Origin of the sequence: Paracoccus solventivorans (assembly GCF_900142875.1) — a bacterium.
Lineage (GTDB): Bacteria > Pseudomonadota > Alphaproteobacteria > Rhodobacterales > Rhodobacteraceae > Paracoccus > Paracoccus solventivorans.
In genome coordinates this window covers 84,664-108,323 of sequence record NZ_FRCK01000010.1, presented here as the reverse complement: position 1 = coordinate 108,323, position 23,660 = coordinate 84,664, and the positions used below count along the sequence as shown (strand labels likewise).

Sequence of the window (23,660 nt, the reverse complement as noted above, 5' to 3'; positions counted from 1 at the left end):
CCACGATGAAAGCCGCAGAGCGTGATCGTTGCGGCGGCAACGTGGCGGGCCGCTACAGCAGCCACTCGATCGGCAGGCGGCCCATCAGCCACAGCGTGGCGCGGCTGCGGGCGCGGGCGCCGGGTTCGCGGGCGCGCTCGATCGCGGGGCCGTCGGTGGTCTGTTCGCGCCAGACGATGCGGCCGCTCGCGTCGCGGGCGGGGGCATAGCTGAACGCGGGCAGGGTGTCGTCCAGCATCCGGGTCATTGTCCGTGCTACCTGCGGGCTGTCGATCACTACCCCCATTTCCGTGTTCAGGAACACCGAGCGGGGGTCGAAGTTGAACGAGCCGATAAACAGTTTCTGGTCATCGACCGAGATGGTCTTGGAGTGCAGGCTTTCATGCGAGGCGCTGCTGCCGGTGGTGCGCGGCTCGGGCGGGCGGTCGGGCGAGGCGCGCATCTCGTAAAGCTGGACGCCGCCGTCGATCAGCGCGGGGCGGTATTTCACATAAGCGGAATGGACCACCAGCTGGTTCGTCGCCTCTTGCGAGTTGGTGAACACCCGCACCCGGCAGCCCTCGGCCGCCAGCTGCACCAGCCGCCGGGTGAAGCGGTGGCCCGGCACGAAATAGGGCGAGACGATATCGACCGAGCGGGCGGGGTTGGCCAGCATCTCGGCCAGCCGCGCAATCATCAGGTCCTGTGCGGGCAGCCGGCCCCGCCCCTTGGCGGGATCGTCGCTGATCAGCGTCACCGGCGCCCAGACAAAGCCCGCCCGGCCAGAGGCGATGTCGTGGGTCAGCGGCCGTTCCGCCACCGCCCTGGCATAGGAGACCGCGTCGGGCTGCGCGCAGGCGGCCGTCAGCTCGGCGTCGATCACGCCTTCGGGCGGCGGCGGGGGCAGGATCAGCCGGGCCGGATAGGCCGAGAGTGAGGCCCAGTAGCGGTCGAAATCGGCCCCGGCCTCGTCCGCGACCTGGCCGATGGCCAGCACGTCGGTATCGAGGTTGTGCCGCCCCGGCCCATAAGCGAAATAGACGTCCCCCACGTTGCGCCCGCCCAGGATCGCCGCGGCGCCGTCGGCCACCATCAGCTTGTTGTGCATCCGCCGGTTCAGCCGCACGAAATCGAACAGGAACCCCAGCACCTTGGGCCGGCGCAGGATGAAGGGGTTGAACAGCCGCACCTCGATCCCGGGGAGGGCGTCGAGTTCCGCCAGATGCGGGTCCAGCCCGGGGATGCCGTTGTCGTCCAGCAGCAGCCGGATGCGCACCCCGCGCGCGGCCGCCTGGCGCAGCTCGTTCATCAGCAAGAGCCCGGTCAGGTCGCGCTGCCAGATGTAATATTGGATATCCAGCGCGTGGTCGGCCTCGCGGATCAGGGCGACGCGGGCGGCGAATGCGTCGCGCCCGTCGTCCAGCGCGACCACGCCGCTGTCGTGGGGGTGATGGGGCGCGGCCGACAGCACCAGCCGCCCCAGCCGCGTCTCCGCCGATAGCCGCAGCGCGGAGGAAACCGAGCGCCCGGCCAGCGGCGGCGGGCGATAGACGATGTGCAGCACCAGCACCGCCATCGCCAGCATGACGGAAATCGCCAGCAGTTCCATTCGTCCCCGCGCTGCGTTGCGGCCCGGCGCGCCGGCCGGTCAGGCAAGGGCGCGGGCGATTTCCTCGGCGCTGGCAGAGGTCAGGGTCTTGGGCAGTTCCTTGACCAGCTTCTGTTCCAGCATCTTGTGATAATTCTTGCGCATCACCCCCAGAGTCGAGGGGTCTGCGATCACCGCGAGCTCATCGACCTTGTTTTGCAGCACCATGCGGTTCAGCCGCTCGGTCAGCTGCTTGGCAAAGGTCGCCTCGTCCTCGTCGCGGGGGGTGGTCTCTTCGGGCTGCCTGCCCTGGCTTTCGTCCTGCAGATGCGCGGGGCCGATGCGTTCCTGTTCCTGAAGTTCGATCCCGTATTTGGCGATGTTGCGCAGCAGCACCGCCTGGTGCCCATCGGCGACGACGACAAGCGCATTGTGAGACAGCATGTTTCGATCCTTTCGGCCAGCCTGGGAGAGTCATCCCAAGGAACGCAAGCTGCCCGCCGCGGTTCCTAGCGCAGGCTGCCGCAAAAGCCTCGGATGCGGGCGACGGCATCGGAAAGCTGCGCGTCCGAGGCAGCATAGCTGATGCGGAAATGCGGCGACAGGCCGAAGGCCTCGCCGAACACCACCGCGACGCCGGTGGCGTTCAGCAGCTCCATGGCAAAGGTCCGGTCGTCGGTGATCCGGGTGCCTTCGGGGGTTGCCCGGCCGATCAGCCGCGCGATCGAGGGGTAGACGTAGAACGCCCCCTGCGGCACCGGGCAGTCGATGCCTTCGCACTGGTTCAGCCCGGCCACCACCAGGTCGCGGCGGCGCTGGAACACCGCGCGGCTTTCCGCGATGTAATCCTGCGGCCCGGTCAGCGCGGCCAGCGCCGCATACTGGCTGATCGAGCAGGGGTTCGAGGTCGATTGCGACTGCACGTTCGCCATCGCGCGGATCAGCTCCACCGGACCCGCGCCATAGCCGATGCGCCAGCCGGTCATCGCATAGGCCTTGCTGACCCCGTTCATGGTCAGCGTGCGCTCGATCAGCTGCGGTTCCACCTGCGCCGGGGTGACGAAGCGGACATCGTCGTAGACGAGATGTTCATAGATGTCGTCGGCCAGCACCCAGACATGCGGGTGGCGCAGCAGCACATCGGTCAGCCCGCGCATCTCGGCCTCTCCGTACCCCGCCCCGGTCGGGTTCGAGGGCGAGTTCAGGATCACCCATTTCGTGCGCGGGGTGATCGCGGATTCCAGCTGTTCCGGCGTGATCCGATAGCCGCTTTCGATGCTGCCCGCGATGATCACCGGGGTGCCGCCGCCCAGCGTCACCATGTCGGGATAGCTGACCCAGTAGGGGGCGGGGATGATCACCTCGTCCCCCGGGTTCAGCGTCGCCATCAGCGCGTTATACAGGATCTGCTTGCCGCCGGTGCCGACGGTGACCTGCTGCGGCGCATAGTCCAGCCCGTTTTCGCGGCGGAACTTGTCCGCGACCGCCCGCTTCAGTTCCGGGATGCCGTCCACTGCCGTATAGCGGGTGTGGCCGGCGTCGATCGCGGCCTTGGCGGCCTCGCGGATATGCAGGGGGGTGTCGAAATCCGGCTCTCCGGCCGACAGGCTGACGATGTCGCGGCCTTCTGCCGCAAGCTCGCGCGCCAGATTGGTCATCGCAATGGTGGACGAGGGTTTGACGCGGGCAAGGGTCTGGGACAGAAAGCTCATCGGCGGCCTCGCGGGTTGAAGGGGGCGCGCCGGTGATATGCAGTGCGCCGACAAGTCGCAAGCCGCACGGAGTTTTCGGATGGAGAACCACGACACCCGCCTCAAGCGGCTGACCATGCGCAGCTGGCGCCGCGGCACCCGCGAGATGGACCTGATCCTGGGTCCGTTCGCCGATGCCGAGCTGGCCGGGCTGGGGCCCGAGGCGCTGGACGAATACGAGCGCCTGCTGGATGAAAACGACCAGGAGCTTTACCCCTGGATCACCGCGCGGCTGGCCGGGCGCGCCGCCGGGCCGCAGGCGCTGGGGCCGATCATGGACCGCATCGCGGCCCATGCCCGCGACCGGCTGAAAGAGATTCGCGGCGCTTAACCGAATCTTGGGGTCTTCGTGACAGCTTGGGTCGGGACGACGCCAAGCGGATGACAAGATGACCCGATTCGCCGTGCTGAAAACTGCTGCGCCCGTGCAGTCCGCGCCCGCGCCGCCCGCGGATTACGGGCTGCCGGACGTGCTGGAACCCTATCTGGAAAGCCTGCAGATCCTCGACCGGCTGCACCGGCTGATGCTGGACCTGATCAAGGACGATTTCGAGCGGCTGGGGCTGACCGACCTGACCCCGGTGCAGGCGCTGCTGCTGTACAACCTGGGCACGGCCGAGGTTTCGGCGGGCGAGCTACGCTCGCGCGGCATGTATCAGGGCTCGAACGTCAGCTACAATCTCAAGAAGCTGGTGCAGATGGGCTATGTCCACCACCAGCGCTGCGACCTCGACCGCCGCTCGGTCCGCGTCCGCCTGACCCCGCAGGGCGAAGAGATCCGCGATACCGTCGGCCGGATGTTCGCCCGCCATGCCGAGGGGTTGCAGGCCTCGGGCGTGCTGGACGACCCGCCGATCCGGCTGGTGAACCTGCAATGGCGGCGGGTCGAGCGGTTCTGGGCGGACCAGATCCGCTATATCTACTGACGCCTACCAGTGGCCGGTGTTGCCCATGCTGGTCCAGGGTTCCTGCGGCGGCAGGCTGCCGCCCTTTTGCAGCAGCTCGATCGAGATGTTGTCGGGGCTGCGCACGAACGCCATGCGCCCGTCGCGCGGCGGCCGGATGATGGTGACGCCGTTCGCCTGCAGATGCGCGCAGGTCGCATAGATGTCGTCGACCTCATAGGCCAGATGCCCGAAATGCCGGCTGTCCGAGGGCAGGCCCTCGTCCCCGTCCCAGTTCCAGGTCAACTCGACCGGGGTTTCCGGCTGCCCGGGCGGCGCCATGAACACCAGCGTGAAGCGGCCCTGTTCGTTGTCGATCCGCCGCGTCTCTTCCAGCCCCAGCAGCCGATAGAACGCCATGCTGGCGTCCAGGTCCTTCACCCGGACCATGGTGTGCAGATAACGCATTCTGGGACTCCTTCTGGCAGCAGCAGCAGCTGATGGTGGCACGATGCGCGCCGGGACGCTAGAGACAGGGGGCAGACGAGCAACGAGGACGCCATGCCCCTGACCCCGGAACAACAGGCCGAAATCGACGACGCCCGCGCCAACCCGCGCCCGACCCTGCGCGCGGTGGCCGAGGGGATGGAGCGTCACCTCTACGTCGCCCATCCGGTGCTGGACCACGGGCTGATCCGGGTCATCGACTATATGGGCGACGACAGCGCCATCGTGCAGGCGGCGCGCGTCAGCTACGGGCGCGGCACCAAGGCGGTGTCGAACGACGAGGGGCTGATCCGCTATCTGATGCGGCACTGGCATTCCACGCCGTTCGAGATGTGCGAGGTGAAGTTTCATGTGAAATTGCCGGTCTTCGTCGCCCGCCAGTGGATCCGCCACCGCACCGCCAATGTGAACGAATATTCCGCCCGCTATTCGATCCTCGACCGCGAGTTCTACATTCCCGCGCCCGAGCATTTGGCCGCGCAATCGACGGTGAACAACCAGGGCCGCGGCGAGGTGCTTGCCGGCGCCGAGGCGCAGCGCGTGCTGGACATCCTGCGCGAGGATTCCATGCGCAGCTACGACCATTACGAAGGAATGCTGTCACAGGACGGCCAGCAGGGCCTGGCCCGCGAACTGGCCCGCATGAACCTGCCGGCGAATATCTATACGCAATGGTACTGGAAAACCGACCTGCACAACCTGTTCCACTTCCTGCGCCTGCGCGCTGACGCCCACGCGCAATACGAAATCCGCGCCTATGCGGAAACGATGTGCCGCATCGTGGCGGACTGGGTGCCGCTGGCCTACGCCGCCTTCGAGGACTACCGGCTGGGCGGGGTGCAGCTGTCCGGGAAAGGCGTGGAGGTGCTGAAGCGGCGGCTGGTCGGTGAGACGGTCACGCAGGAAAACAGCGGGATGAACAAGGGAGAATGGCGGGAGTTTGAGGGGGTGTGGGGGTGATAGTGGACCCTGCATCTTAACGTGACCTTAACGTTCCTCCCCTATATGTTGGGACGGACAGCAAGCGAGGCCGCAGGATGTTTGACAAGCTCGCCGGACAACGATTCGGCACGATCATGGCTGATCCGCCGTGGCAGTTCTCCAACAAGACCGGCAAGGTTGCACCGGAGCACAAGCGGCTGAACCGGTATCCCACCATGGCGTTGGCCGATATCTGCGCCATGCCGGTGGTACAACTGGCGGACGACCCGGCGCACCTCTACCTCTGGGTGCCCAATGCCTTGCTGCCCGAGGGGCTGCAGGTGATGAAAGCTTGGGGTTTCGATTACAAATCCAATATCGTATGGGAAAAAATCCGCAAGGATGGTGGCCCGGACGGCCGCGGCGTTGGCTTCTACTTTCGGAACGTCACCGAAATTCTGCTGTTCGGCGTGCGGGGCAAGGCGGCGCGCACGCTGGCGCCGGGGCGCTCGCAGGTCAATTTTATATCAGCCGAAGAGCCCAATGGCGACCTTATCAAGACACGCAAGCGGGAACATTCGCGGAAACCGGACGAGCAGTATCGCATAATTGAATCCTGCTCTCGCGGCCCCTACCTGGAGTTGTTCGCGCGCGGTGAGCGGACGGGCTGGACGGTGTGGGGCAATCAGGCTGACGACAGCTATCAGCCGACCTGGAAGACCTATGCGTTCAACTCATCAGTCACCGCCGCAGAATGAGCGAGGATGACGAACAGGCGATTGAGCGCCTTGATGACGTTTCCTTTGGGCGCAACGCGGATCCTGTCGATCTGGCGAGAGGCTTCCTCCCAGAAACGGTTCTGGACCGGTTCGAGGTCTATTCCTACCGGAACGCGGCGAATATACTCGCTACCGGCTTTCCTTCACAGTTCATGGCAATCATCTCTGCGCTGGACCGGTTCAGCATCACGACCGGGCAGATCCGCACTCCGGGCGGCAGCAAATCGGTGATCGCCAAATATGTGGACACGCTGTTCGACGAAACATGGCGAGAGATGCGGATTTCGGCAGATTTGCATGTGAAGCTGCAACCGCCAAAGGGGAATACGATCTACAGCAGCTACGTCCGCGAAGGGTTTCTGGACGGCCACCGCATCGACTTTGTCAATGGACGAGTTGCGCTGGATCTGGAATGGAACAGCAAGGACCAGACCTACGATCGCGATCTTTATGCTTTTTCAGCCTTTTATGAGGCAGGCGCCATCGACGTCGGGGTGATCATCACCCGCGGAACATCGCTGGACAACAGCTTCTTTCGTAGCCTGGGAAAGGTGCTGAACAAGGACGGCACCGCCGGGGCCGGCGACGTCTACAAGAAATACGGCGCCTCGACGACATGGATGGGCAAACTGCTTTACCGGCTCGATGCCGGAAGGAACGGGGGGTGCCCGGTTCTCGCGTTCGGCATCACTCCGAAATGCGTGTCCGACTATCCCGCACCGCCCCAACCCACGCCCTGATCACCGCCACACTCTCCCCCTCGTCCAGCCACGGGATATGCCCGCGCCCCGGGACCTTGCCGTAGATCATGTCCGGCCGGCGCCGCTGCATCTCGGCCACCGTGTCCTCGCCCAGCAGGTCCGATCCCGCGCCGTGGATCAGCGCCACCGGCAGACCGGCCAGCGCGTCGAACAGCGGCCAGGCGGTGGCGTCGGGGTTCTTGAAGGCGGCGAGGAAGGCTTCGCGCAGCGCCGGGTCGTAGGTCAGCTCCACCCCCTCCGGGCCCTGGCGGTAAAGCCGGGCGGCCTCTTCCTCCCAGCGGCCCTCGGGGACCTCGCCGAAGCCGCGCAGCGTCCGGGGCAGGGCCTGCGCCACCTCGGCCAGGGTCTTGGCGGCGGGGCGGCGGCCGACGTAATCCACGATCGCCTCCAGTCCCTCGCGCTGCAGCGCCGGGCCGACGTCGTTCAGGCAGACGCCCAGCACCCGGTCCTTGGCCACGGCGGCCAGATACATCGCGACCAGCCCCCCGCGCGAGGTGCCGATCATCGCCGCCCGCGCGATTCCCAGATGGTCCAGCAGCGCCAATGCATCCGCGCCCTCTTGCGGCACGGTATAGGTGGCGGCGCCGGTCCGGTCCGACTGGCCGCGGCCGCGGTAATCCATGCGGATCATCCGGCAATCCGCCAGCGTCGGCGCCAGATAGTCGAAATCGTCCATGCTGCGGGTCAGCCCGGCCAGGCACAGGACCGGCAGCCCCTCGCCCTCGTCCTGATAGGCCAGCCGCGCACCATCCGCCGCCGTGAAGAACTGCGTCGCCATTTCACCCTCCATCTTCTGTCCTGAAATATCCCGGGGTCCGGGGCAGCGCCCCGGTTCTGCCTGGATCCCCGGCGTCAGATATTCTCGGGCTGCGGCATCCCCAGCACGTGATAGCCACCGTCGACCATCACCACCTCACCGGTGGTGCAGGCGCCCCAGTCGGAACACAGCCACACCGCCGTGCCGCCGATCGCCTCCAGCGTCGCATTGGCGCGCAGGGGCGCGTTGGCCTCGGTATGGCGATAGGTCTTGCGCGCGCCCCCGATCGCGGCGCCGGCCAAGGTCTTCATCGGGCCGGGGCTGATCGCGTTGACCCGGATCCCCTCGGGGCCCAGGTCGTTGGCCAGATAACGCACCGCCGATTCCAACGCCGCCTTGGCCACGCCCATCACGTTGTAGAACGGCGTCACCCGGTTCGAGCCGCCATAGGTCATGGTCAGCACCGTGCCGCCCGCCTGCATCAACGGCCGCGATCGCCGCGCCACCTCGATCAGCGAATAGCAGGAAATATCCAGCGAGTTCTTGAAGTTCGCGCGGCTCGTATCGACGAAACGCCCGCTCAGCTCCTCCTTGCTGGAAAAGGCGATGGCGTGGACCAGGATGTCCAGCCGCCCCCAGCGTTCCGCCAGCTTGGCGAAGGCTGCGTCCAGCGAGGCGTCGTCGGTCACGTCCACGTCCAGCAGCAGGTCCGAGCCGACCGAGGCCGCCAGCGGCTCGACCCGCTTGCCGAAGGCCTCGCCCTGATAGGTGAATGCCAGTTCCGCCCCCTGCGCGGCCAGCGCGCTGGCGATGCCCCAGGCGATGGACCGATCATTGGCGACACCCATCACCAGCGCGCGCTTGCCCTGCAAAAGCCCCATGCTCATCCCCGGTATTTCGACATCACAAGCGTGGCGTTGGTACCGCCAAAGCCGAAGCTGTTGGACAGGACCGAATCGAAATCCACCCCGTCGATGCGGCTGGTGGCGATTTCGCTGGCCGCGATCTCGGGGTCCAGCTGGGTGACGTTGGCCGAGGCGGCGATGAAGCCGTGCTGCATCATCAGCAGCGAATAGATCGCCTCGTGCACGCCGGTCGCGCCCAGGGAATGCCCGGTCAGCGACTTGGTGGAGCTGATCGGGGGCGTCGCGCCCTCGCCGAAGATGCGGCGGATCGCCTTGACCTCGCCGATGTCGCCCACCGGGGTCGAGGTGCCGTGCGAGTTGATGTAGCTGATCCGGCGTCCCTCGGGCAGGGTGCCCAGCGCCAGCCGCATCGCCCGCTCGCCGCCCTCGCCCGAGGGCGCGACCATGTCGTAGCCGTCCGAGGTGGCGCCGTAGCCGGTGACTTCGGCATAGATTTTCGCCCCCCGCGCCAGCGCGTGGGACAGTTCTTCCAGCACCACCACGCCGCCGCCGCCGGCGATGACGAAGCCGTCGCGGGTGGCGTCATAGGGGCGCGAGGCTGTGGCGGGCGTGTCGTTGTACTTCGACGACATCGCGCCCATGGCGTCGAACAGGCAGGACAGGGTCCAGTCCAGTTCCTCGCCGCCGCCGGCGAACACGATGTCCTGCTTGCCCATCTGGATCAACTCGGTGCCGTTGCCGATGCAATGGGCGCTGGTCGCGCAGGCCGAGGTGATCGAATAGTTCACCCCCTTGATCGCAAACGGCGTGGCCAGGCAGGCCGAGTTGGTCGAGGACATGCAGCGGGTGACCATGAACGGCCCCATCCGCTTGGGCGCGCCCTTTTCGATGACGATCTGGTGGGCGTTGAAGAAGTTCGAGGTCGACGGCCCGCCCGAGCCCATCACCAGTCCGGTGCGCGGGTTCGAGACATCGCCCGGCTCCAGCCCGGAATCGGCCACCGCCTGCTGCATGGCGATGAAGTTCCAGGCCGCGCCCTCGCCCATGAAGCGCAGGTCGCGCTTGTCGACATGGGCGGCGATATCGATGGTCGGGCGCCCCTCGACCTGGCTGCGGAAGCCTTTTTCCGCATATTCGGGCGAGAATACGATGCCCGAGCGGCCCGTGCGCAGGCTCTCGGTGACTTCTTCGGCGTTGTTGCCGATGGGCGAGACGATCCCCAGCCCGGTAATGATGACGCGGCGCATGATGCGGCCCTCCTGGGTTCAGCTCTCGGAAAGAGCGACCTTCATGTCCTTGACCTGATAGATAAGCTCGCCATCGGCCTCGACCGTGCCGTCGGCGACGCCCATGGTCAGCCGGCGGGTCTGCACGGCCTTGGTGAAATCGACGCGATAGGTCAGCAGCTTGCGGTCGGGGCGGACCATCCCGGTCAGCTTGACCTCGCCCACCCCCAGCGCGTAGCCGCGCCCCTGCCAGCCGCGCCAGCCCAGGTTGAAGCCGGTCAGCTGCCACAGCCCGTCCAGGCCAAGGCAGCCCGGCATGATCGGGTTGCCGGGGAAATGGCAGGCAAAGAACCACAGCTCGGGATGGATGTCGAACTCGGCCACCACATGGCCCTTGCCATGGGGGCCGCCGTCGGCCGAGATTTCGGTGATGCGGTCCATCATCAGCATCGGCGGCTCGGGCAGCTGGGCGTTGCCGGGGCCGAACAGCTCGCCCCGCGCACAGGCCAGCAGGTCGTCGCGGTCGAAGCTTGTCTGTTCCATCGCCATCCGGTCGCATCCTTGCCAGTTGTTCCGGCCGTCCCGCCGGGTTCCTGTCGCGTCTATCATCCGGGCCGCAAACCCTGCAAGCAGCGCCCGCCCGCCAGACCTGCCCGGTGCTTGCAATATTGCGCCTTTCGCCCCGGCGCGGGCAGCATCAGGCAAGTTTTTCTGCGATTCACGGCCGAGTCTTGCGCAATTCAGTTGTACCGCGGGGCGGTTTGGGGTTGTTTGCGCGCCGCAACGCCCCATTGGCGAGGAATGACATGACGCGTATCGACGAAAAACTGGAACCCATCCTGACGACGGTGAAAGAGCGCAACGCCGGCGAACCCGAGTTCCATCAGGCCGTTATCGAGGTGATGGAAAGTCTTGGCCGCGTGGTCGCCAAGCATCCGCAGTTCCTCGAGGAAGGCCTGATCGAGCGGATCTGCGAGCCGGAACGGCAGATCATCTTCCGCGTGCCCTGGATCGACGACAACAACCAGGTGCGGATCAACCGCGGCTTCCGGGTGCAATTCAACTCGGCGCTGGGCCCCTACAAGGGGGGGCTGCGCTTTCACCCCTCGGTCAACGTGGGGATCATCAAGTTCCTGGGCTTCGAGCAGACGTTCAAGAACGCGCTGACCACCATGCCGATCGGCGGCGGCAAGGGCGGGTCCGACTTCGATCCCAAGGGCCGCTCGGACCGCGAGATCATGCGGTTCTGCCAGTCCTTCATCACCGAGCTGCACCGCCACCTGGGCGAATACACCGACGTGCCCGCCGGCGATATCGGGGTCGGCGGCCGCGAGATCGGCTACATGTTCGGGCAGTACAAGCGCCTGACCAACCGCTACGAGGCCGGGGTGCTGACCGGCAAGGGCCTGTCCTACGGCGGCTCGCGCGCCCGCCCCGAGGCCACGGGCTTCGGGCTGGTGTTCTTCGTACGCTCGATGCTCGAGGCGCAGGGCGATTCGATCGACGGCAAGACCGCGGTGGTGTCCGGCTCGGGCAACGTCGCCTGCTTTGCCATCAAGAAGCTGCAGGAATACGGCGCCAAGGTCATCGCCTGTTCGGATTCCGGCGGCTATGTGGTCGATGAAAACGGGCTGGACCTGGAGCTGGTGCGCGAGATCAAGGAAAAGCGCCGCGGCCGGATTTCGGAATACCACCGGATCAAGGGCACCGGCACCTATTTCGTCGAGGCCGGCAAGGGCCCGATCTGGGACCTGCCCTGCGAGATCGCGCTGCCCTGCGCCACCCAGAACGAGCTGAACGGCAAGCACGCCGCCACGCTGATCCGCAACGGCGTCCGCGTCGTGGCCGAGGGCGCGAACATGCCCTGCACCCCCGATGCGGTCGACGCGCTGCGCCAGTCGAACGTGCTCTATGCGCCGGGCAAGGCCGCGAATGCGGGCGGCGTCGCCACCTCGGCGCTGGAAATGCAGCAGAACGCCTCGCGCGACAGCTGGACCTTTGACCAGACGGTCGAGCGGCTGGACGAGATCATGACCAACATCCATGACGTCTGCGCCGAAACCGCCGAGGAATACGGCGCCCCCGGCGACTATGTGCTGGGCGCCAACATCGCCGGTTTCGTCCGCGTGGCCGAAGCGATGCGCGCCCTCGGCGTGGTCTGACCCGGACGTACTGCCTGGGCCATAAGGCTTCGGGCGGTCCCAAATATCCTCGGGGGTGAATGGCTGCCCGAAGGGCGGCCAGAGGGGGCAGACAGCCCCCTTTTTCCTGCGACCGTCAGAACCGGTTCAGAACCACTGCCCCGGCTCCATCAGCCCCAGCTCCATCAGCTGCTGCGATTCCCAGCGGAACCGGACCGAGTTCCGCCAGGTGAAGTCGCGGATATGCTCGCGCGAGCCGGGGTTGCGGGCCAGCGCCTTGGCCACCCTGAACGACGCCACCGCCGCGGTCAGGTTGTTGTGCCAGGGGCAGGCATAGGTGTTGTATTCCTCGACCGACAGCCGGTGATCGGGCAGCAGTTGCAGGGTCTTTTCGGTGCGAAACAGCGCGATGCGGTCGATGCGGCGGCGGTCGGGGGGCAGGTGCTCCTCGAACCGCCAGCGCAGCCCGCCATAGAAATCCAGCTGCCGCTCGCGGAACCCGCCCTGCCGGTCGGGCCGCCCCAGCGCGTAATAGCCGGTGCGGTCGAACATCGCCTGCTCCATGCTGACCGCATCGGGATCGCGCGCGAGGTCCGGGGCGTAAAGATCGACCACATAGGTCAGCATCGCGCGGCGGCGTTCCTCGGCGTGAAAACCCAGCATCTCGCCGATGCTGCGGGTCTCGGAAAACGGATAGAACAGGAACTCGGCGTTATAGCCGTAATACAGCCAGCTGTCGGCGGGCGCGGCGGCGATCACCGCATTGACCGCGCGGGGCAGGGCGTCGCGGGCGCGGGTGTCGTGGATCAGGTTCAGCACCCGCCCCTTGGGATCGTCCAGCGGCGCCACCGGGGCCAGCGGCTCGGGCGAGAGCGCAAGGATCTTGCGGAACCCCAGCTTCAGGTGATGGGTAAGGGTCGCGGCGACCTCGGTCTGGTCCTCGACCAGGATCACCGCGATCGGGCCGCGCTTCAGATGCTCGCCCGGGGCGGCCAGGAACCGCTGCAGCGGCGCGGGCGCCGCGACGGCGGCGGGCGTGGGGACCGCAGGCGCCTGCCCCCCGGGAGGAAGGGCGCGCGCCGCGTCCATCACCGCAGCACGGCCCGGACCTGTTCCAGCGCCGCGCGCAGCATCTGCGGGCTGCTGGCGGATGCGGCCACTGCCGCCTTCAGCGAATCGCGCTGCGCGGGGTCCAGGCTGCTTGAATCGATCAGCGCCTCGACCTCGGCGGCGTTGAAGCCCTCGGGGGTCAGCAGCCGGTCGATCTCGACCGCGGTGCGGCTGGCCGAGGCGGCCTCGGCCGCCGCATCCGCGGCCTCGCGCGCGGCGTCGCTGGCGGCTTCGGTGGCAGCGGCGGCGGTGTCGGGGGTGCCGGTCTCGGCCCCGGCTTCCGCCTGGGCGGCCGCGTCAGCGGCGGCGGCGGCGGCCTCGATGGCCGCCTCGGCCGCGGCCTGCGCCTCGCGTGCGGCGTCGTCCAGCACGGGGGCGGGGGCGCTGTCGTCCCCGGTGGTCGCGGTCGCCTCGGCGGCGGCGTCGGCGGCGGTCTCGGCGGCATCGGCGGCGGCATCGGCTGCGCTGCCGGCGGCGTCAGCGGCCTCATCCGCGGCCTGCTGGTCCGCGACCCCGGCATCCGGTTGCGGCTGGCCTTGCTGCGACTGCCAGTAGAACACCCCCGCCAGCAGGATCACGAGCACGAGAATCAGACCGGCCAGACGCGACATGTAACGAACCCTTTTCCGTCAGGAACCCTGCCTGGCAGCGCGGCGCTGCGGGCGCCGACTGTATCGCACAGCTTTCCCGTGGGGAAAAGCCGTCCCCGGCGGCCGCCGCGGGGGTGCAACCACCCCGGGGGCCAGCGATATCCGGTTGAAACACAGGCCGGGGTTGATTATCTGACAAGCGTCATTTTCAGCGATAAAAGGACCACGCCCATAGCTCGCCGCCCGCACAACGCTCCGCCCACCCGTGATACCGGCCCCCGCACCAACGACCGCATCCGGGTCCCCGAAATCCGCCTGATCGGGGCGGATGGTGAAAACATCGGGGTGGTGACCCCGGCCCGCGGCATAGCGCTCGCCGAAGAAGCCGGGCTGGATCTGGTCGAGATTTCGCCCAATGCCGTGCCGCCGGTCTGCAAGATCATGGACCTCGGCAAGTTCAAGTACGAACAGCAGAAGCGCGAGGCCGAGGCCCGCAAGAAGCAGAAGACCGTCGACGTCAAGGAGGTCAAGTTCCGCCCCGGGACCGACGACCACGACTATGACGTCAAGATGCGGTCGGTGAAGCGGTTCCTGGACGACGGCGACAAGGTCAAGGTCACCCTGCGCTTCCGCGGCCGCGAGATGGCGCACCAGAGCCTGGGGATGGAACTGCTGAACCGGGTCCGCGACGATGTGGGCGACGCCGGCAAGGTCGAATCCATGCCCAAGCTGGAAGGCCGGCAGATGGTGATGATGATCGCGCCGCGCTAAGGCGCCGGTCCTTGTGGTTTCAGCGGCCCGCCCCCTTGGCGGGCCGTTTTCGTATCGGGAAGGGCATATGGAGCGGGTCGGCTGCATCGTGATCGGCGCGGGCGTCGTCGGGCTGGCGATCGCCCGGTCGCTGGCCCTGCGCGGGGTCGAGGTGGTGGTGGTCGAGCGTGAGGGCGCCATCGGCACCCACACCAGTTCGCGCAATTCCGAGGTAATCCACGCAGGGATCTATTATCCGCAGGGCAGTCTCAAGGCGCGGCTCTGCACGCGCGGGCGGGCGCTGCTTTACGATTATGCCGCTGCCCGCGGGCTGCCACATCGCCGCTGCGGCAAGCTGATCGTGGCGACCGCGGCCGCGCAGCTGGCCGATCTGGAACGTATTTCCGCGCAGGCCGCGGCCAGCGGCGTGGCGCTGCAACCGCTGAGCGCCGCGCAGGCGCAGGCGCTGGAGCCGGCGCTGGCCTGCCATGGGGCGCTGCTGTCGCCCGACACCGGCATCGTCGACAGCCACGCGCTGATGGCGGCGCTGCTGGCTGATGCGGAAGCGGCGGGGGCGCTGCTGGCACTGGGCACAGCGGTGACCGCGGTCGAGCCGGGCGCCACGGGTTTTGTCGTCCACACCGAATCCGCGGGCGAGCCATTCGTGCTGGCCGCCGACCATGTGGTGAACGCGGCCGGGCTGTGGGCCAGCGATATCGCCCGCGCCACGCAGGGGCTGGACCCCGCGCATATCCCCGCCACGCGCTATGCCCGCGGCAGCTATTTCGCCGCCCCCGGCCGTGCGGCGTTTTCGCGGCTGGTCTATCCGGTCCCCAAACCCGGCGGGCTGGGGGTGCATCTGACGCTGGACCTGGGCGGCGCCATGCGCTTTGGCCCGGATGTGGAATGGATCGACACGGTGGATTACCGGGTGAACCCCGCCCGGCTTGCGCATTTCGAGACCGAGATCCGCCGCTATTGGCCCGGCCTGCCCACGGGCGCGCTGGCGCCCATCTATTGCGGCATCCGCCCCAAGCTTTCCGGCCCGGATCAGCCGGCCGCGGATTTCCGCATCGACGGGCCCGGGGTCCACGGCCTGCCCGGGCTGGTCAACCTGTTCGGGATCGAAAGCCCCGGGCTGACGGCCTCATTGGCGATCGCCGAGACGGTGGCGACGCTGCTGGACTAGATCCCGGCCTCGGCCGCGATCTGCGCGGCGGATTTGCGGCCGCGTTCGGTTGCGGATTTCAGCTGCCCGCAGGCGGCCATGATGTCCTCGCCCCGCGGGGTGCGGATCGGGCTGGCGTAGCCGGCCTTGTAGATGATGTCGGCGAAGGACTCGATCCGCTCCCAGCTCGAGCGCCGATAGGGCGCGCCGGGCCATTCGTTGAAGGGGATCAGGTTGATCTTGGCCGGGATGCCGCGGATCAGCCGCACCAGCCGACGCGCATCCTCGTCGCTGTCGTTCACCCCGTCCAGCATCACGTATTCGAAGGTGATGCGCTCGCTGTTCGACAGCCGCGGATAGTCGCGCAGCGCCTCCAGCAGCGCCTGGATGTTCCAGCGCCTGTTGATCGGCACCAGCACGTCGCGCACCGCGTCGGTGGTGGCGTGGAAGCTGACGGCCAGCAGGCAGCCGATTTCCTCGGCGGTGCGGGCGATTTCCGGCACCACGCCGCTGGTGGACAGGGTGATGCGGCGGCGCGACAGGCTCAGCCCCTCGCCGTCCATCACCACCCGCATGGCGTCGCGCACGCTGTCGAAGTTGTACAGCGGCTCGCCCATGCCCATCAGCACCAGGTTGGACACCAGCCGGGTTTCGTCCTTGGGCGCGCCGGGTTCGGGCCATTCGCCCAGATCGTCGCGGGCCACCATCAGCTGGCCGACGATCTCGGCCGCGGTCAGGTTGCGCACCAGTTTCTGCGTGCCGGTGTGGCAGAAGGAACAGGTCAGCGTGCAGCCGACCTGAGACGACACGCATAGCGTGCCGCGCCCGTCCTCGGGGATGTAGACGGTCTCGACCTCGTGCCCGCCGTTGATGCGCAGCAGGTATTTGCGGGTGCCGTCCTCGGAGACCTGCCGCGTCACCACCTCGGGCAGGGCGATCTCGAACCGCTCGGCCAGCAGGACGCGGTAATCCTTGGCGAGATTGGTCATCTGCGCGAAATCGCGCACGCCCCAGTGATAGACCCACTGCCAGATCTGGCCGACGCGCATCCTGGCCTGCCGGTCCGGGGTGCCGGCGGCGATCAGCGCCTCGCGCAGGGCCTCGCGGGTCAGCCCGACGATGTTCTGCCGCCCGCCCTCGGGCGCCTTGCGGGGCAGCGTCAGCAGATCCTGCACCACCGGCGCGGCCGGGGTCGGGGTCAGGGGGGCGGCGGCGGGCGAGGTCATCGGGCTATCCATGGGCGGCTTTGGGTCGGGCGGGAAAACGGGACGGGGCCGCCCACAGATGGGGCGGCCCCGAGGTCGAAACAACCCATAGCACGGGCGGGGCTGCGGCGCAGCCCGGGAATCACTTGCAGTTGTCGCGGGCCATGTTGCTCATCGCGGTCAGGCCCATCAGCGAAAACGTGTCGGTGGTGCGGGTGCCGCGGGTCGAGCGGCCCTTGACCACCGCCTCGCTGCCGCCGCGCAGCGCCGCGATCAGCTTGGCATCCTCGTCGGGCGAGCCGGTCCAGGCGTTCTCGCCCTCGGTGAACAGCTTGAAGGTCTGCCCGCCGACGGTGACATCCACGGTCGAATCGGGGGCGAAGGGATAGCCGCCCTGGAACGAGACCTCGCCCCCCTGGCCGGGGCGATAGGCGATATACAGGCGGATGTCGCTGCGCGTCACCTCGCGCGGGTTGCCCTCGGCGTCGGTGTTGCGGGTCGATTTCGGCGGCGAGACGGTCCAGCATTCCTTGGGGCTGTCGCCGATGAAGGCGGTCCAGTCGTTCTGGCTGCCCAACACCCGGGGCTCGGCCGCGAACGCCGGCGAGGCAAGCGCCGTCAGCGTGGCGGCCACAAGGCCGAGGTTGAAGATGGAATTCGTCATGCTCGAGCCCTCTTGCTGGCCCCGGTTAAGGCCGGGTTGTCACAAAGGTGGCCTTGCCACCGTCCGGGTCATAGATAACCGTAAACCCCGGGCGGGCAAAAGCCCCGCAGGCAGGAAATCGCGCATTTGTCAAAGGTCTGACCCCATGGCAGCCGTCGAAATGGTGGAATTGTGGCGGGGCGGGCTGAAGGAAAGCGTCCATCGCGGCCACGCGGTGGCCTGGGACCGCGGCGGCATGGTCGCGGCTTGGGGCGATCCGGCGGCGGTGATCTTTCCGCGCTCGTCCTGCAAGATGATCCAGGCGCTGCCGCTGGTGGAAAGCGGCGCGGCCGATGCGGCGGGGCTGGGGCCGCGGCAGCTGGCCCTGGCCTGCGCCTCGCACAACGGGGCGGCGCTGCATGTGGGCGCGGTGGGCGACTGGCTGCACGGGCTGGGGCTGGCAGAGCCCGACCTGCGCTGCGGCGCGCATATGCCGCAGGACCCGGCCGAGCATCGGCGGCTGCTGTGTTCGGACCAGCCGCCCTGCCAGCTGCACAACAACTGCTCGGGCAAGCACGCGGGGTTCCTGACCTGGAACCGCCACCACCGGGGCGAACCCGACTACCACCTGCCCGAGCACCCGCTGCAACAGGCCATCGCCGCCGCCACCGCCGAGGTCTGCGACGAGACCCCGGCCGGTTTCGGCATCGACGGCTGTTCGGCCCCGAACTTTGCAGTCTCGATCGCCGGGCTGGCGCGGGCGATGGCGGGGTTCGCCGCGGCGAGTGAGGGCGTGGGGCAGGGCGCGCGGGGGCAGGCGCAGCGGCGGCTGGTGCAGGCGATGCTGGCGCACCCGGAACTGGTCGCGGGCGAGGGCCGCGCCTGCACGGAACTGATGCGCGCCATGGGCGGTCGCGTCGCGGTCAAGACCGGGGCCGAGGCGGTGTTCGTCGCCATCGCGCCCGAGCGCGGGCTGGGCATCGCGCTGAAGATCGAGGACGGCGCCACCCGCGGCTCCGAGGCCGCGATCACCGCGCTGCTGGTCCATTACGGGCTGCTGGACCCGGCGCATCCGGTGGTGGGGAAATACCTGCGCCGGCCGCTGCGCAACTGGCGCGGGGTGGATGTGGCCGAGCGCCGGCTGGCCGCGTCATTCCCGGGACGGGGTTAAAGCATCTGCCACAGCAGCCGCGCCGCCAGCGCGGTCGAGGTGACCACCAGCAGCGGCTTGATGATCCGCGCGCCGATCCGCAGCGCCAGCCGCGCCCCCAGCGCGGCGCCGAGGATCTGCCCGGCGCCCATCAGCAGCCCGACCAGCCAGAGCGGATGCCCGCTCAGCGCGAACACCGCCAGCCCGCCCAGGTTCGAGGAAAAGTTCAGCAGCTTGGTATGCGCGGTCGCGCGCAGCACCCCGTGCCCGGCCAGCATCACGAAACCCAGCATGTAGAACGCCCCGGCGCCCGGCCCGATCAGCCCGTCATAGAAGCCGATCACCGGCACCAGCGTCAGCCCGAAGATCGCGGGCGACAGCCGCGCCGCGCGGTCGAGATCGTTCAGCCCCGGCTTCAGCGCAAAGAACAGTGCGATCCCGATCAGCACCACCGGCAGCGCCAGCCGCAGCACCTCGGTCGGCAGCGCCGTCACCAGCGCCGCGCCCGCACCGCCCGCGGCAAAGGCCAGCGCCGCGGTGGGCAGCTGCCGGCGCAGGTCGACCAGCCCGCTGCGGGCATAGCTGACCGCCGCGGTCGCAGCGCCGAAACTGCCCTGCAGCTTGTTGGTCGCCAGCGCCTGCTCGGGCGTCATACCCGCCAGCATCAGCACCGGCACGGTGATCAGCCCGCCGCCGCCGGCGATCGAATCGACGAATCCCGCCGCGGTGGCGGCCGCCACCAGCCCGGCGATCAGCGACAGATCCATGAAGCGCCTAGTTCAGCCCGTATTGCAGCGGATAGCGCCCGTCCTCGAATTCTCCGAAACGGGCGGTCAGCTCGGGGTGTTCCAGCGGCTCGCCCGAGGCGTCGGGGACGAGGTTCTGTTCGGACACATAGGCGACGTAATAGGTGGCCTCGGTCTCGGCATACAGGTGGTAATAGGGCTGGTTCTTGGACGGGCGGCAGTCCTCGGGGATGGACTGATACCATTCCTCGGTGTTGGCAAAGACCGGGTCCACGTCGAAGATCACCCCGCGAAACGGGTGGTCCCGGTGGCGCACCACTTGTCCGATATTGTATTTCGCCGTGCGCATTCCCGGCCGTCCCGCAGTCGATTCCAAAGGAACTATTAACCCGCAAGTGCCTGCGAGTAAATCGCTCGGCGGGCACGAAGCTGACAGAATGACGACAATTTGGCCGATTCAGCCCGGCTCGGCGGGGTGCAGAGGCTGCGGTCCGTCCCCGGTCAGCAGCCAGGCGCCGCCTCCGTCCAGCCGTATCGCCGACAGCGGCCCGCCGCGCCCGGCGCCGCTGTCGATGTTGATACGGTTGCCGTAGTGGGTGGCGCGCCGGATCGGGGTATGGCCGTGCACCACCAGCACCCCGTGGTCGCGAGGATCGTCCAGGAACGGGCGGCGGATCCACATCAGCTCGCCCGGGTCCTGCGCCGCAAGCGCGACGCCGGGGCGGATGCCGGCATGGACGAACAGCGCGCCCGCCTGCCGGTGCCACAGCGGCAGCGCCCCCAGCCAGCGCGCATGGGCGGCGGGAACCGCGGCCAGCGCCTCGGCATGAACCTCGGCGAGGGGACGGTGCGCCGCATCCGCCACCCCGTAAGAGGCCAGCGTGGTGTCCGCGCCCACGTCGCGGGCGATCCAGTTGGCGGGCATCGCGGCGCGCGGGTCCACCCAATGCGGGTCGCGCAGGAACTCGGGCAGGGCGGGGTCGTGGTTGCCGCGCAGCACGATCCAGTCGCGCCCCGCAGCCTGGCCCTGCATCAGATGCGCGACCACCCCGCGCGAATCGGGGCCGCGGTCGATCAGGTCGCCCAGATGCACGATCCGCGCATCCGTGCCGCCGTCGCGGGCGATCCGCTCATGCGCCTGCAGCAGCAGGTCCAGATGGCCGTGGATGTCGCCGATGGCATAGATGGGCATGGCCGCCCCCCAAAGCGGCCCCGGCCGGCGGACCGGCCGGGGAATGGGTTCAGACCTCGAAGCGCAGCGCGCGGACCTGCTCGAACTTGCCGGTGGCCAGCAGCGCCTCGCGCACGTCCTCGCGCAGCGGCGCGTCCAGATAGGTGATGGCGATGGCATCGCCCCCGTCCACCGCCCGGCCCAGCGAGAAATTGGCCATGTTCACGCCCAGCCCGCCCAGCGTCATCCCCAGCGTGCCGATCACGCCCGGAACGTCGCGGTTGCGGGTGTACATCATGTGCTCGCCGATCTCGGCATCGACGTTGATGCCGCGGATCTGGATGAAGCGGGGCTTGCCGTCGCTGAACACGGTCCCGGCGATCGAACGCTCGCGGTCGGCCGTCACCATGGTGACCTTGATATAGCCGTCATAGACGCCCGACTTGTCCTGGGTGGTGGTGGCGATATGGGTGCCGCGTTCCTTGGCGACGACCGGGGCCGAGACCATGTTCACATCCGGGTTCGACGCCTTCATCACCCCCGCGATCACCGCCGCGTTCAGCGCGTTCAGGTTCATCTCGGCTGCAACCCCGTCATAGAGGATGTTGACCGCCAGCACCGGCTCGTCGGTCATCTGCCCGACGAACGTGCCCAGATGCCCGGCCAGCTTGATCCACGGGCCCATGACCGCGGCTTCCTCGGCGGTGACGCTGGGCATGTTCAGCGCGTTCTGCACGGCGCCGGTCAGCAGATAGTCCGACATCTGCTCGGCCACCTGCAGCGCCACGTTTTCCTGCGCCTCGGTGGTCGAGGCGCCCAGATGCGGGGTCACCACCACGTTCGGCAGGCCGAACAGCGGGCTGTCGGTGGCGGGCTCGGTCGCGAACACGTCCAGCGCGGCGCCGGCGACATGGCCGGATTTCAGCAGCTCGGCCAGCGCGGCCTCGTCCACCAGACCGCCGCGGGCGGCGTTGATGATGCGCACGCCCTTTTTCGTCTTGGCCAGATTCTCGGCCGACAGGATGTTGCGGGTCTTGTCGGTCAGCGGCACGTGCATGGTGATGAAGTCGGCCTTGGCCAGCAGCTCGTCCAGCTCGACCTTGGTCGCGCCCAGCTCCTTGGCGCGCTCGTCCGACAGGAAGGGGTCATAGGCCAGCACCTTCATGTGCAGCCCGCGGGCGCGGTCGATCACGATGCCGCCGATATTGCCGGCACCGATCACCCCCAGGGTCTTGTTGAACAGCTCGACGCCCATGAAGCGGTTCTTTTCCCACTTGCCGGCATGGGTCGACACGCTGGCCTCGGGCAGCTGCCGCGCCACTGCGAACATCAGCGCGATGGCGTGTTCGGCGGTGGTGACGCTGTTGCCGAAGGGCGTGTTCATCACGATCACGCCCTTTTTCGACGCGGCCGGAATATCGACGTTGTCGACCCCGATGCCGGCGCGGCCGATCACCTTCAGCTTCGTGGCCTTTTCCAACAGCTTGTCGGTGACCTTGGTGGCCGAGCGGATCGCCAGCCCATCATAGTCGCCGATGATCTCGGCCAGCTTTTCCTTGTCCTTGCCAAGGGCGGGCAGATAGTCGACCTCGATCCCGCGGTCGCGGAAGATCTGGACGGCGGTTTCGCTCAGCGCGTCGGAAACCAGAACCTTGGGTGCCATGTGGATTCGTCCCATGTGAGATGTGGGGAAATGGTGCGTGCCGAGCACACACCCTACGGGAAGGGGTAGGGTGCGTGGTTCCCACGCACCGTCTGGCGTCAGCCCTGCGCGGACAGTTCCGTGCGATACGCCCATTCGATCCAGGGCGTCAGCGCCGCGACATCCGCGGCCTCGACGGTCGAGCCGCACCAGATCCGCAGCCCGGCAGGCGCGTCGCGATAGGCGCCGGCGTCCAGCGCCACGCCCTCGGCCTCCAGCCGCTTGGCGACGGCCTTGGCGAATGCGGCGCCGTCCCTGATCGCCGGGTCGGTGAACTTGAGGCACACCGAGGTGGTCGATTCCGTCGCCGGATCCTCGGCCAGATTGGCGATCCAGTCGTTGGCGGCGCAGAACTCGCGCAGGACCGCGGCATTGGCCTCGGCCCGCGCGGCCAGCGCCTTTTGCCCACCAAGCGCCTTGGCCCATTTCAGCGCGACGATGTAATCCTCGACGCACAGCATCGACGGCGTGTTGATGGTCTCGCCCTTGAAGATGCCTTCGATCAGCTTGCCGCCCTTGGTCATGCGGAAGATCTTGGGCAGCGGCCAGGCGGGGGTGTAGGTCTCCAGCCGCTCGACGGCGCGCGGGGACAGGATCAGCACGCCATGCGCGCCCTCGCCGCCCAGAACCTTCTGCCAGCTGAAGGTGACCACATCGAGTTTGCTCCAGTCCATCTCCATCGCGAATGCAGACGAGGTCGCGTCGCAGATGGTCAGCCCGGCGCGGTCGGCAGGGATCACGTCGGCCGAGGGCAGCCGCACGCCCGAGGTGGTGCCGTTCCAGGTGAACACCACGTCATTGTCGAAATCGACCTGCGCGAAATCGACGATCTGGCCATAGGGCGCCTTGCGCACCTCGGCCTCGATCTTCAGCTGCTTGACGACATCGGTCACCCAGCCTTCGCCAAAGCTTTCCCAGGCCAGCATCTCGACCTTGCGCGGGCCCAGCAGCGACCACAGCGCCATTTCCATCGCGCCGGTGTCCGAGGCGGGAACGATGCCGATCCGGTAGTCGGCGGGAATCTCAAGAACCTCGCGGGTCAGCGCGATCGCCTCGGCCAGCTTGGCCTTGCCCACCGCCGAGCGGTGCGAGCGCCCCAGCGGCGCGTCGGCAAGCATGTCCAGGGAAAAGCCGGGGAGCTTGGCGCAGGGCCCCGAGGAAAAGCGCGGATTGGCCGGCCGCGCGGACGGTTTCGTCATGTCAAGCATGGTTAGCCTTCCAGCTAAAAAGCCCTTCGTTGGGGAAGGGTGTCCCGCTGCCGGACC

General features: G+C 67.9%; 26 protein-coding genes. 9 read left to right on the top strand and 17 right to left on the bottom strand.

The window, feature by feature from the left end; translation table 11 throughout:
- Positions 1 to 52: 52 nt before the first annotated feature.
- The 3 genes from BUB57_RS13890 to BUB57_RS13880 all read right to left on the bottom strand — a co-directional run bounded on the left by BUB57_RS13890 (position 53) and on the right by BUB57_RS13880 (position 3,279).
- Entirely contained in the window at positions 53 to 1,588 is a 1,536-nt protein-coding gene (locus BUB57_RS13890; RefSeq protein ID WP_073068055.1) for a phospholipase D-like domain-containing protein, read from the bottom strand.
- Positions 1,589 to 1,627: 39 nt separating this feature from the next.
- The gene (locus tag BUB57_RS13885; protein WP_073068053.1) at positions 1,628 to 2,011 is read right to left on the bottom strand and encodes a host attachment family protein; all 384 of its coding nucleotides are present in this window, start codon (positions 2,009 to 2,011) and stop codon (positions 1,628 to 1,630) included.
- Positions 2,012 to 2,076: 65 nt separating this feature from the next.
- Complete coding sequence (locus BUB57_RS13880; protein WP_073068051.1) at positions 2,077 to 3,279, bottom strand: pyridoxal phosphate-dependent aminotransferase; 1,203 nt, start codon at positions 3,277 to 3,279, stop codon at positions 2,077 to 2,079.
- Positions 3,280 to 3,358: 79 nt separating this feature from the next.
- Between BUB57_RS13880 and BUB57_RS13875 the strand changes: the two genes are divergently transcribed.
- Both BUB57_RS13875 and BUB57_RS13870 read left to right on the top strand, forming a co-directional pair.
- On the top strand, positions 3,359 to 3,649 hold the full coding sequence (locus BUB57_RS13875) for an FAD assembly factor SdhE (protein WP_073068049.1): 291 nt from the start codon (positions 3,359 to 3,361) through the stop codon (positions 3,647 to 3,649).
- Between the two features lie 58 nt (positions 3,650 to 3,707).
- Positions 3,708 to 4,244: a MarR family winged helix-turn-helix transcriptional regulator gene (locus tag BUB57_RS13870; RefSeq protein ID WP_084732161.1), complete on the top strand. Its 537-nt coding sequence runs from the start codon at positions 3,708 to 3,710 to the stop codon at positions 4,242 to 4,244.
- A 3-nt stretch (positions 4,245 to 4,247) separates the two neighbouring features.
- Here BUB57_RS13870 and BUB57_RS13865 read toward each other — a convergent pair whose 3' ends face one another.
- Positions 4,248 to 4,670 (bottom strand): VOC family protein, encoded by a 423-nt coding sequence (locus BUB57_RS13865; protein WP_073068047.1) that lies wholly within the window; start codon positions 4,668 to 4,670, stop codon positions 4,248 to 4,250.
- Between the two features lie 93 nt (positions 4,671 to 4,763).
- Here BUB57_RS13865 and thyX point away from each other — a divergent pair, with 93 nt between their 5' ends.
- The 3 genes from thyX (at position 4,764) to BUB57_RS13850 (ending at position 7,149) form a co-directional block, all read left to right on the top strand.
- Positions 4,764 to 5,669 (top strand): FAD-dependent thymidylate synthase, encoded by a 906-nt coding sequence (thyX, locus tag BUB57_RS13860; RefSeq protein WP_073068045.1) that lies wholly within the window; start codon positions 4,764 to 4,766, stop codon positions 5,667 to 5,669.
- Between the two features lie 77 nt (positions 5,670 to 5,746).
- Complete coding sequence (locus tag BUB57_RS13855) at positions 5,747 to 6,388, top strand: MT-A70 family methyltransferase (RefSeq protein ID WP_073068043.1); 642 nt, start codon at positions 5,747 to 5,749, stop codon at positions 6,386 to 6,388.
- Positions 6,385 to 7,149, top strand: a complete 765-nt coding sequence (locus BUB57_RS13850; protein WP_073068041.1) for a BglII/BstYI family type II restriction endonuclease — start codon at positions 6,385 to 6,387, stop codon at positions 7,147 to 7,149. The genes BUB57_RS13855 and BUB57_RS13850 overlap by 4 nt, the downstream gene beginning before the upstream one ends.
- Here the strand turns inward: BUB57_RS13850 and BUB57_RS13845 are convergent.
- The 4 genes from BUB57_RS13845 to fabA form a co-directional block, all read right to left on the bottom strand.
- Complete coding sequence (locus BUB57_RS13845; RefSeq protein WP_073068039.1) at positions 7,097 to 7,948, bottom strand: alpha/beta fold hydrolase; 852 nt, start codon at positions 7,946 to 7,948, stop codon at positions 7,097 to 7,099. The two genes, BUB57_RS13850 and BUB57_RS13845, sit on opposite strands and share 53 nt — an antisense overlap.
- A 74-nt stretch (positions 7,949 to 8,022) precedes the next feature.
- Positions 8,023 to 8,808 carry an enoyl-ACP reductase FabI gene (locus tag BUB57_RS13840; protein WP_073068037.1) on the bottom strand — a complete coding sequence of 262 codons (786 nt, stop codon included), beginning with the start codon at positions 8,806 to 8,808 and terminating at the stop codon, positions 8,023 to 8,025.
- Between the two features lie 2 nt (positions 8,809 to 8,810).
- The gene (gene fabB / locus BUB57_RS13835) at positions 8,811 to 10,040 is read right to left on the bottom strand and encodes a beta-ketoacyl-ACP synthase I (RefSeq protein ID WP_073068035.1); all 1,230 of its coding nucleotides are present in this window, start codon (positions 10,038 to 10,040) and stop codon (positions 8,811 to 8,813) included.
- A gap of 18 nt (positions 10,041 to 10,058) precedes the next feature.
- Positions 10,059 to 10,568 (bottom strand): bifunctional 3-hydroxydecanoyl-ACP dehydratase/trans-2-decenoyl-ACP isomerase, encoded by a 510-nt coding sequence (fabA, locus tag BUB57_RS13830; RefSeq protein WP_073068033.1) that lies wholly within the window; start codon positions 10,566 to 10,568, stop codon positions 10,059 to 10,061.
- A 257-nt stretch (positions 10,569 to 10,825) separates the two neighbouring features.
- On the opposite strand from fabA, the gene gdhA reads away from it, so the two are divergent.
- Entirely contained in the window at positions 10,826 to 12,181 is a 1,356-nt protein-coding gene (gene gdhA, locus BUB57_RS13825) for an NADP-specific glutamate dehydrogenase (protein ID WP_073068032.1), read from the top strand.
- Positions 12,182 to 12,307: 126 nt separating this feature from the next.
- Here the strand turns inward: gdhA and BUB57_RS13820 are convergent, their stop codons facing one another.
- Both BUB57_RS13820 and BUB57_RS13815 read right to left on the bottom strand, forming a co-directional pair.
- A complete protein-coding gene (locus tag BUB57_RS13820) occupies positions 12,308 to 13,249 on the bottom strand; it encodes a glycosyltransferase family 2 protein (RefSeq protein WP_234952087.1) in 942 nt (313 codons plus the stop codon).
- Positions 13,249 to 13,881, bottom strand: coding sequence for a hypothetical protein (locus BUB57_RS13815; RefSeq protein WP_073068030.1), 633 nt, complete (start codon positions 13,879 to 13,881; stop codon positions 13,249 to 13,251). The genes BUB57_RS13820 and BUB57_RS13815 overlap by 1 nt, the downstream gene beginning before the upstream one ends.
- A gap of 78 nt (positions 13,882 to 13,959) precedes the next feature.
- Between BUB57_RS13815 and infC the strand changes: the two genes are divergently transcribed.
- The gene (gene infC / locus BUB57_RS13810) at positions 13,960 to 14,631 is read left to right on the top strand and encodes a translation initiation factor IF-3 (protein WP_456319943.1); all 672 of its coding nucleotides are present in this window, start codon (positions 13,960 to 13,962) and stop codon (positions 14,629 to 14,631) included.
- Positions 14,632 to 14,698: 67 nt separating this feature from the next.
- Positions 14,699 to 15,799 (top strand): NAD(P)/FAD-dependent oxidoreductase, encoded by a 1,101-nt coding sequence (locus tag BUB57_RS13805; RefSeq protein WP_073068028.1) that lies wholly within the window; start codon positions 14,699 to 14,701, stop codon positions 15,797 to 15,799.
- Here the strand turns inward: BUB57_RS13805 and rlmN are convergent.
- Both rlmN and BUB57_RS13795 read right to left on the bottom strand, forming a co-directional pair.
- Complete coding sequence (rlmN, locus tag BUB57_RS13800) at positions 15,796 to 17,004, bottom strand: dual-specificity RNA methyltransferase RlmN (protein WP_073068026.1); 1,209 nt, start codon at positions 17,002 to 17,004, stop codon at positions 15,796 to 15,798. The two genes, BUB57_RS13805 and rlmN, sit on opposite strands and share 4 nt — an antisense overlap.
- 121 nt (positions 17,005 to 17,125) lie before the next feature.
- A complete protein-coding gene (locus tag BUB57_RS13795) occupies positions 17,126 to 17,647 on the bottom strand; it encodes an invasion associated locus B family protein (RefSeq protein WP_073068025.1) in 522 nt (173 codons plus the stop codon).
- Between the two features lie 145 nt (positions 17,648 to 17,792).
- Here BUB57_RS13795 and BUB57_RS13790 point away from each other — a divergent pair, with 145 nt between their 5' ends.
- A complete protein-coding gene (locus tag BUB57_RS13790) occupies positions 17,793 to 18,797 on the top strand; it encodes an asparaginase (RefSeq protein WP_073068023.1) in 1,005 nt (334 codons plus the stop codon).
- Here the strand turns inward: BUB57_RS13790 and BUB57_RS13785 are convergent.
- From BUB57_RS13785 to BUB57_RS13765, 5 genes are all read right to left on the bottom strand, one after another.
- Positions 18,794 to 19,543 carry a TSUP family transporter gene (locus BUB57_RS13785; protein ID WP_073068021.1) on the bottom strand — a complete coding sequence of 250 codons (750 nt, stop codon included), beginning with the start codon at positions 19,541 to 19,543 and terminating at the stop codon, positions 18,794 to 18,796. The two genes, BUB57_RS13790 and BUB57_RS13785, sit on opposite strands and share 4 nt — an antisense overlap.
- Before the next feature lie 7 nt (positions 19,544 to 19,550).
- Entirely contained in the window at positions 19,551 to 19,871 is a 321-nt protein-coding gene (gene hspQ / locus BUB57_RS13780) for a heat shock protein HspQ (protein WP_073068019.1), read from the bottom strand.
- A 108-nt stretch (positions 19,872 to 19,979) separates the two neighbouring features.
- On the bottom strand, positions 19,980 to 20,714 hold the full coding sequence (locus BUB57_RS13775) for a metallophosphoesterase (protein WP_073068017.1): 735 nt from the start codon (positions 20,712 to 20,714) through the stop codon (positions 19,980 to 19,982).
- Between the two features lie 49 nt (positions 20,715 to 20,763).
- Positions 20,764 to 22,356: a phosphoglycerate dehydrogenase gene (serA, locus tag BUB57_RS13770; RefSeq protein ID WP_073068015.1), complete on the bottom strand. Its 1,593-nt coding sequence runs from the start codon at positions 22,354 to 22,356 to the stop codon at positions 20,764 to 20,766.
- A 98-nt stretch (positions 22,357 to 22,454) separates the two neighbouring features.
- A complete protein-coding gene (locus tag BUB57_RS13765) occupies positions 22,455 to 23,603 on the bottom strand; it encodes a phosphoserine transaminase (protein ID WP_073068013.1) in 1,149 nt (382 codons plus the stop codon).
- Positions 23,604 to 23,660: the final 57 nt, after the last annotated feature.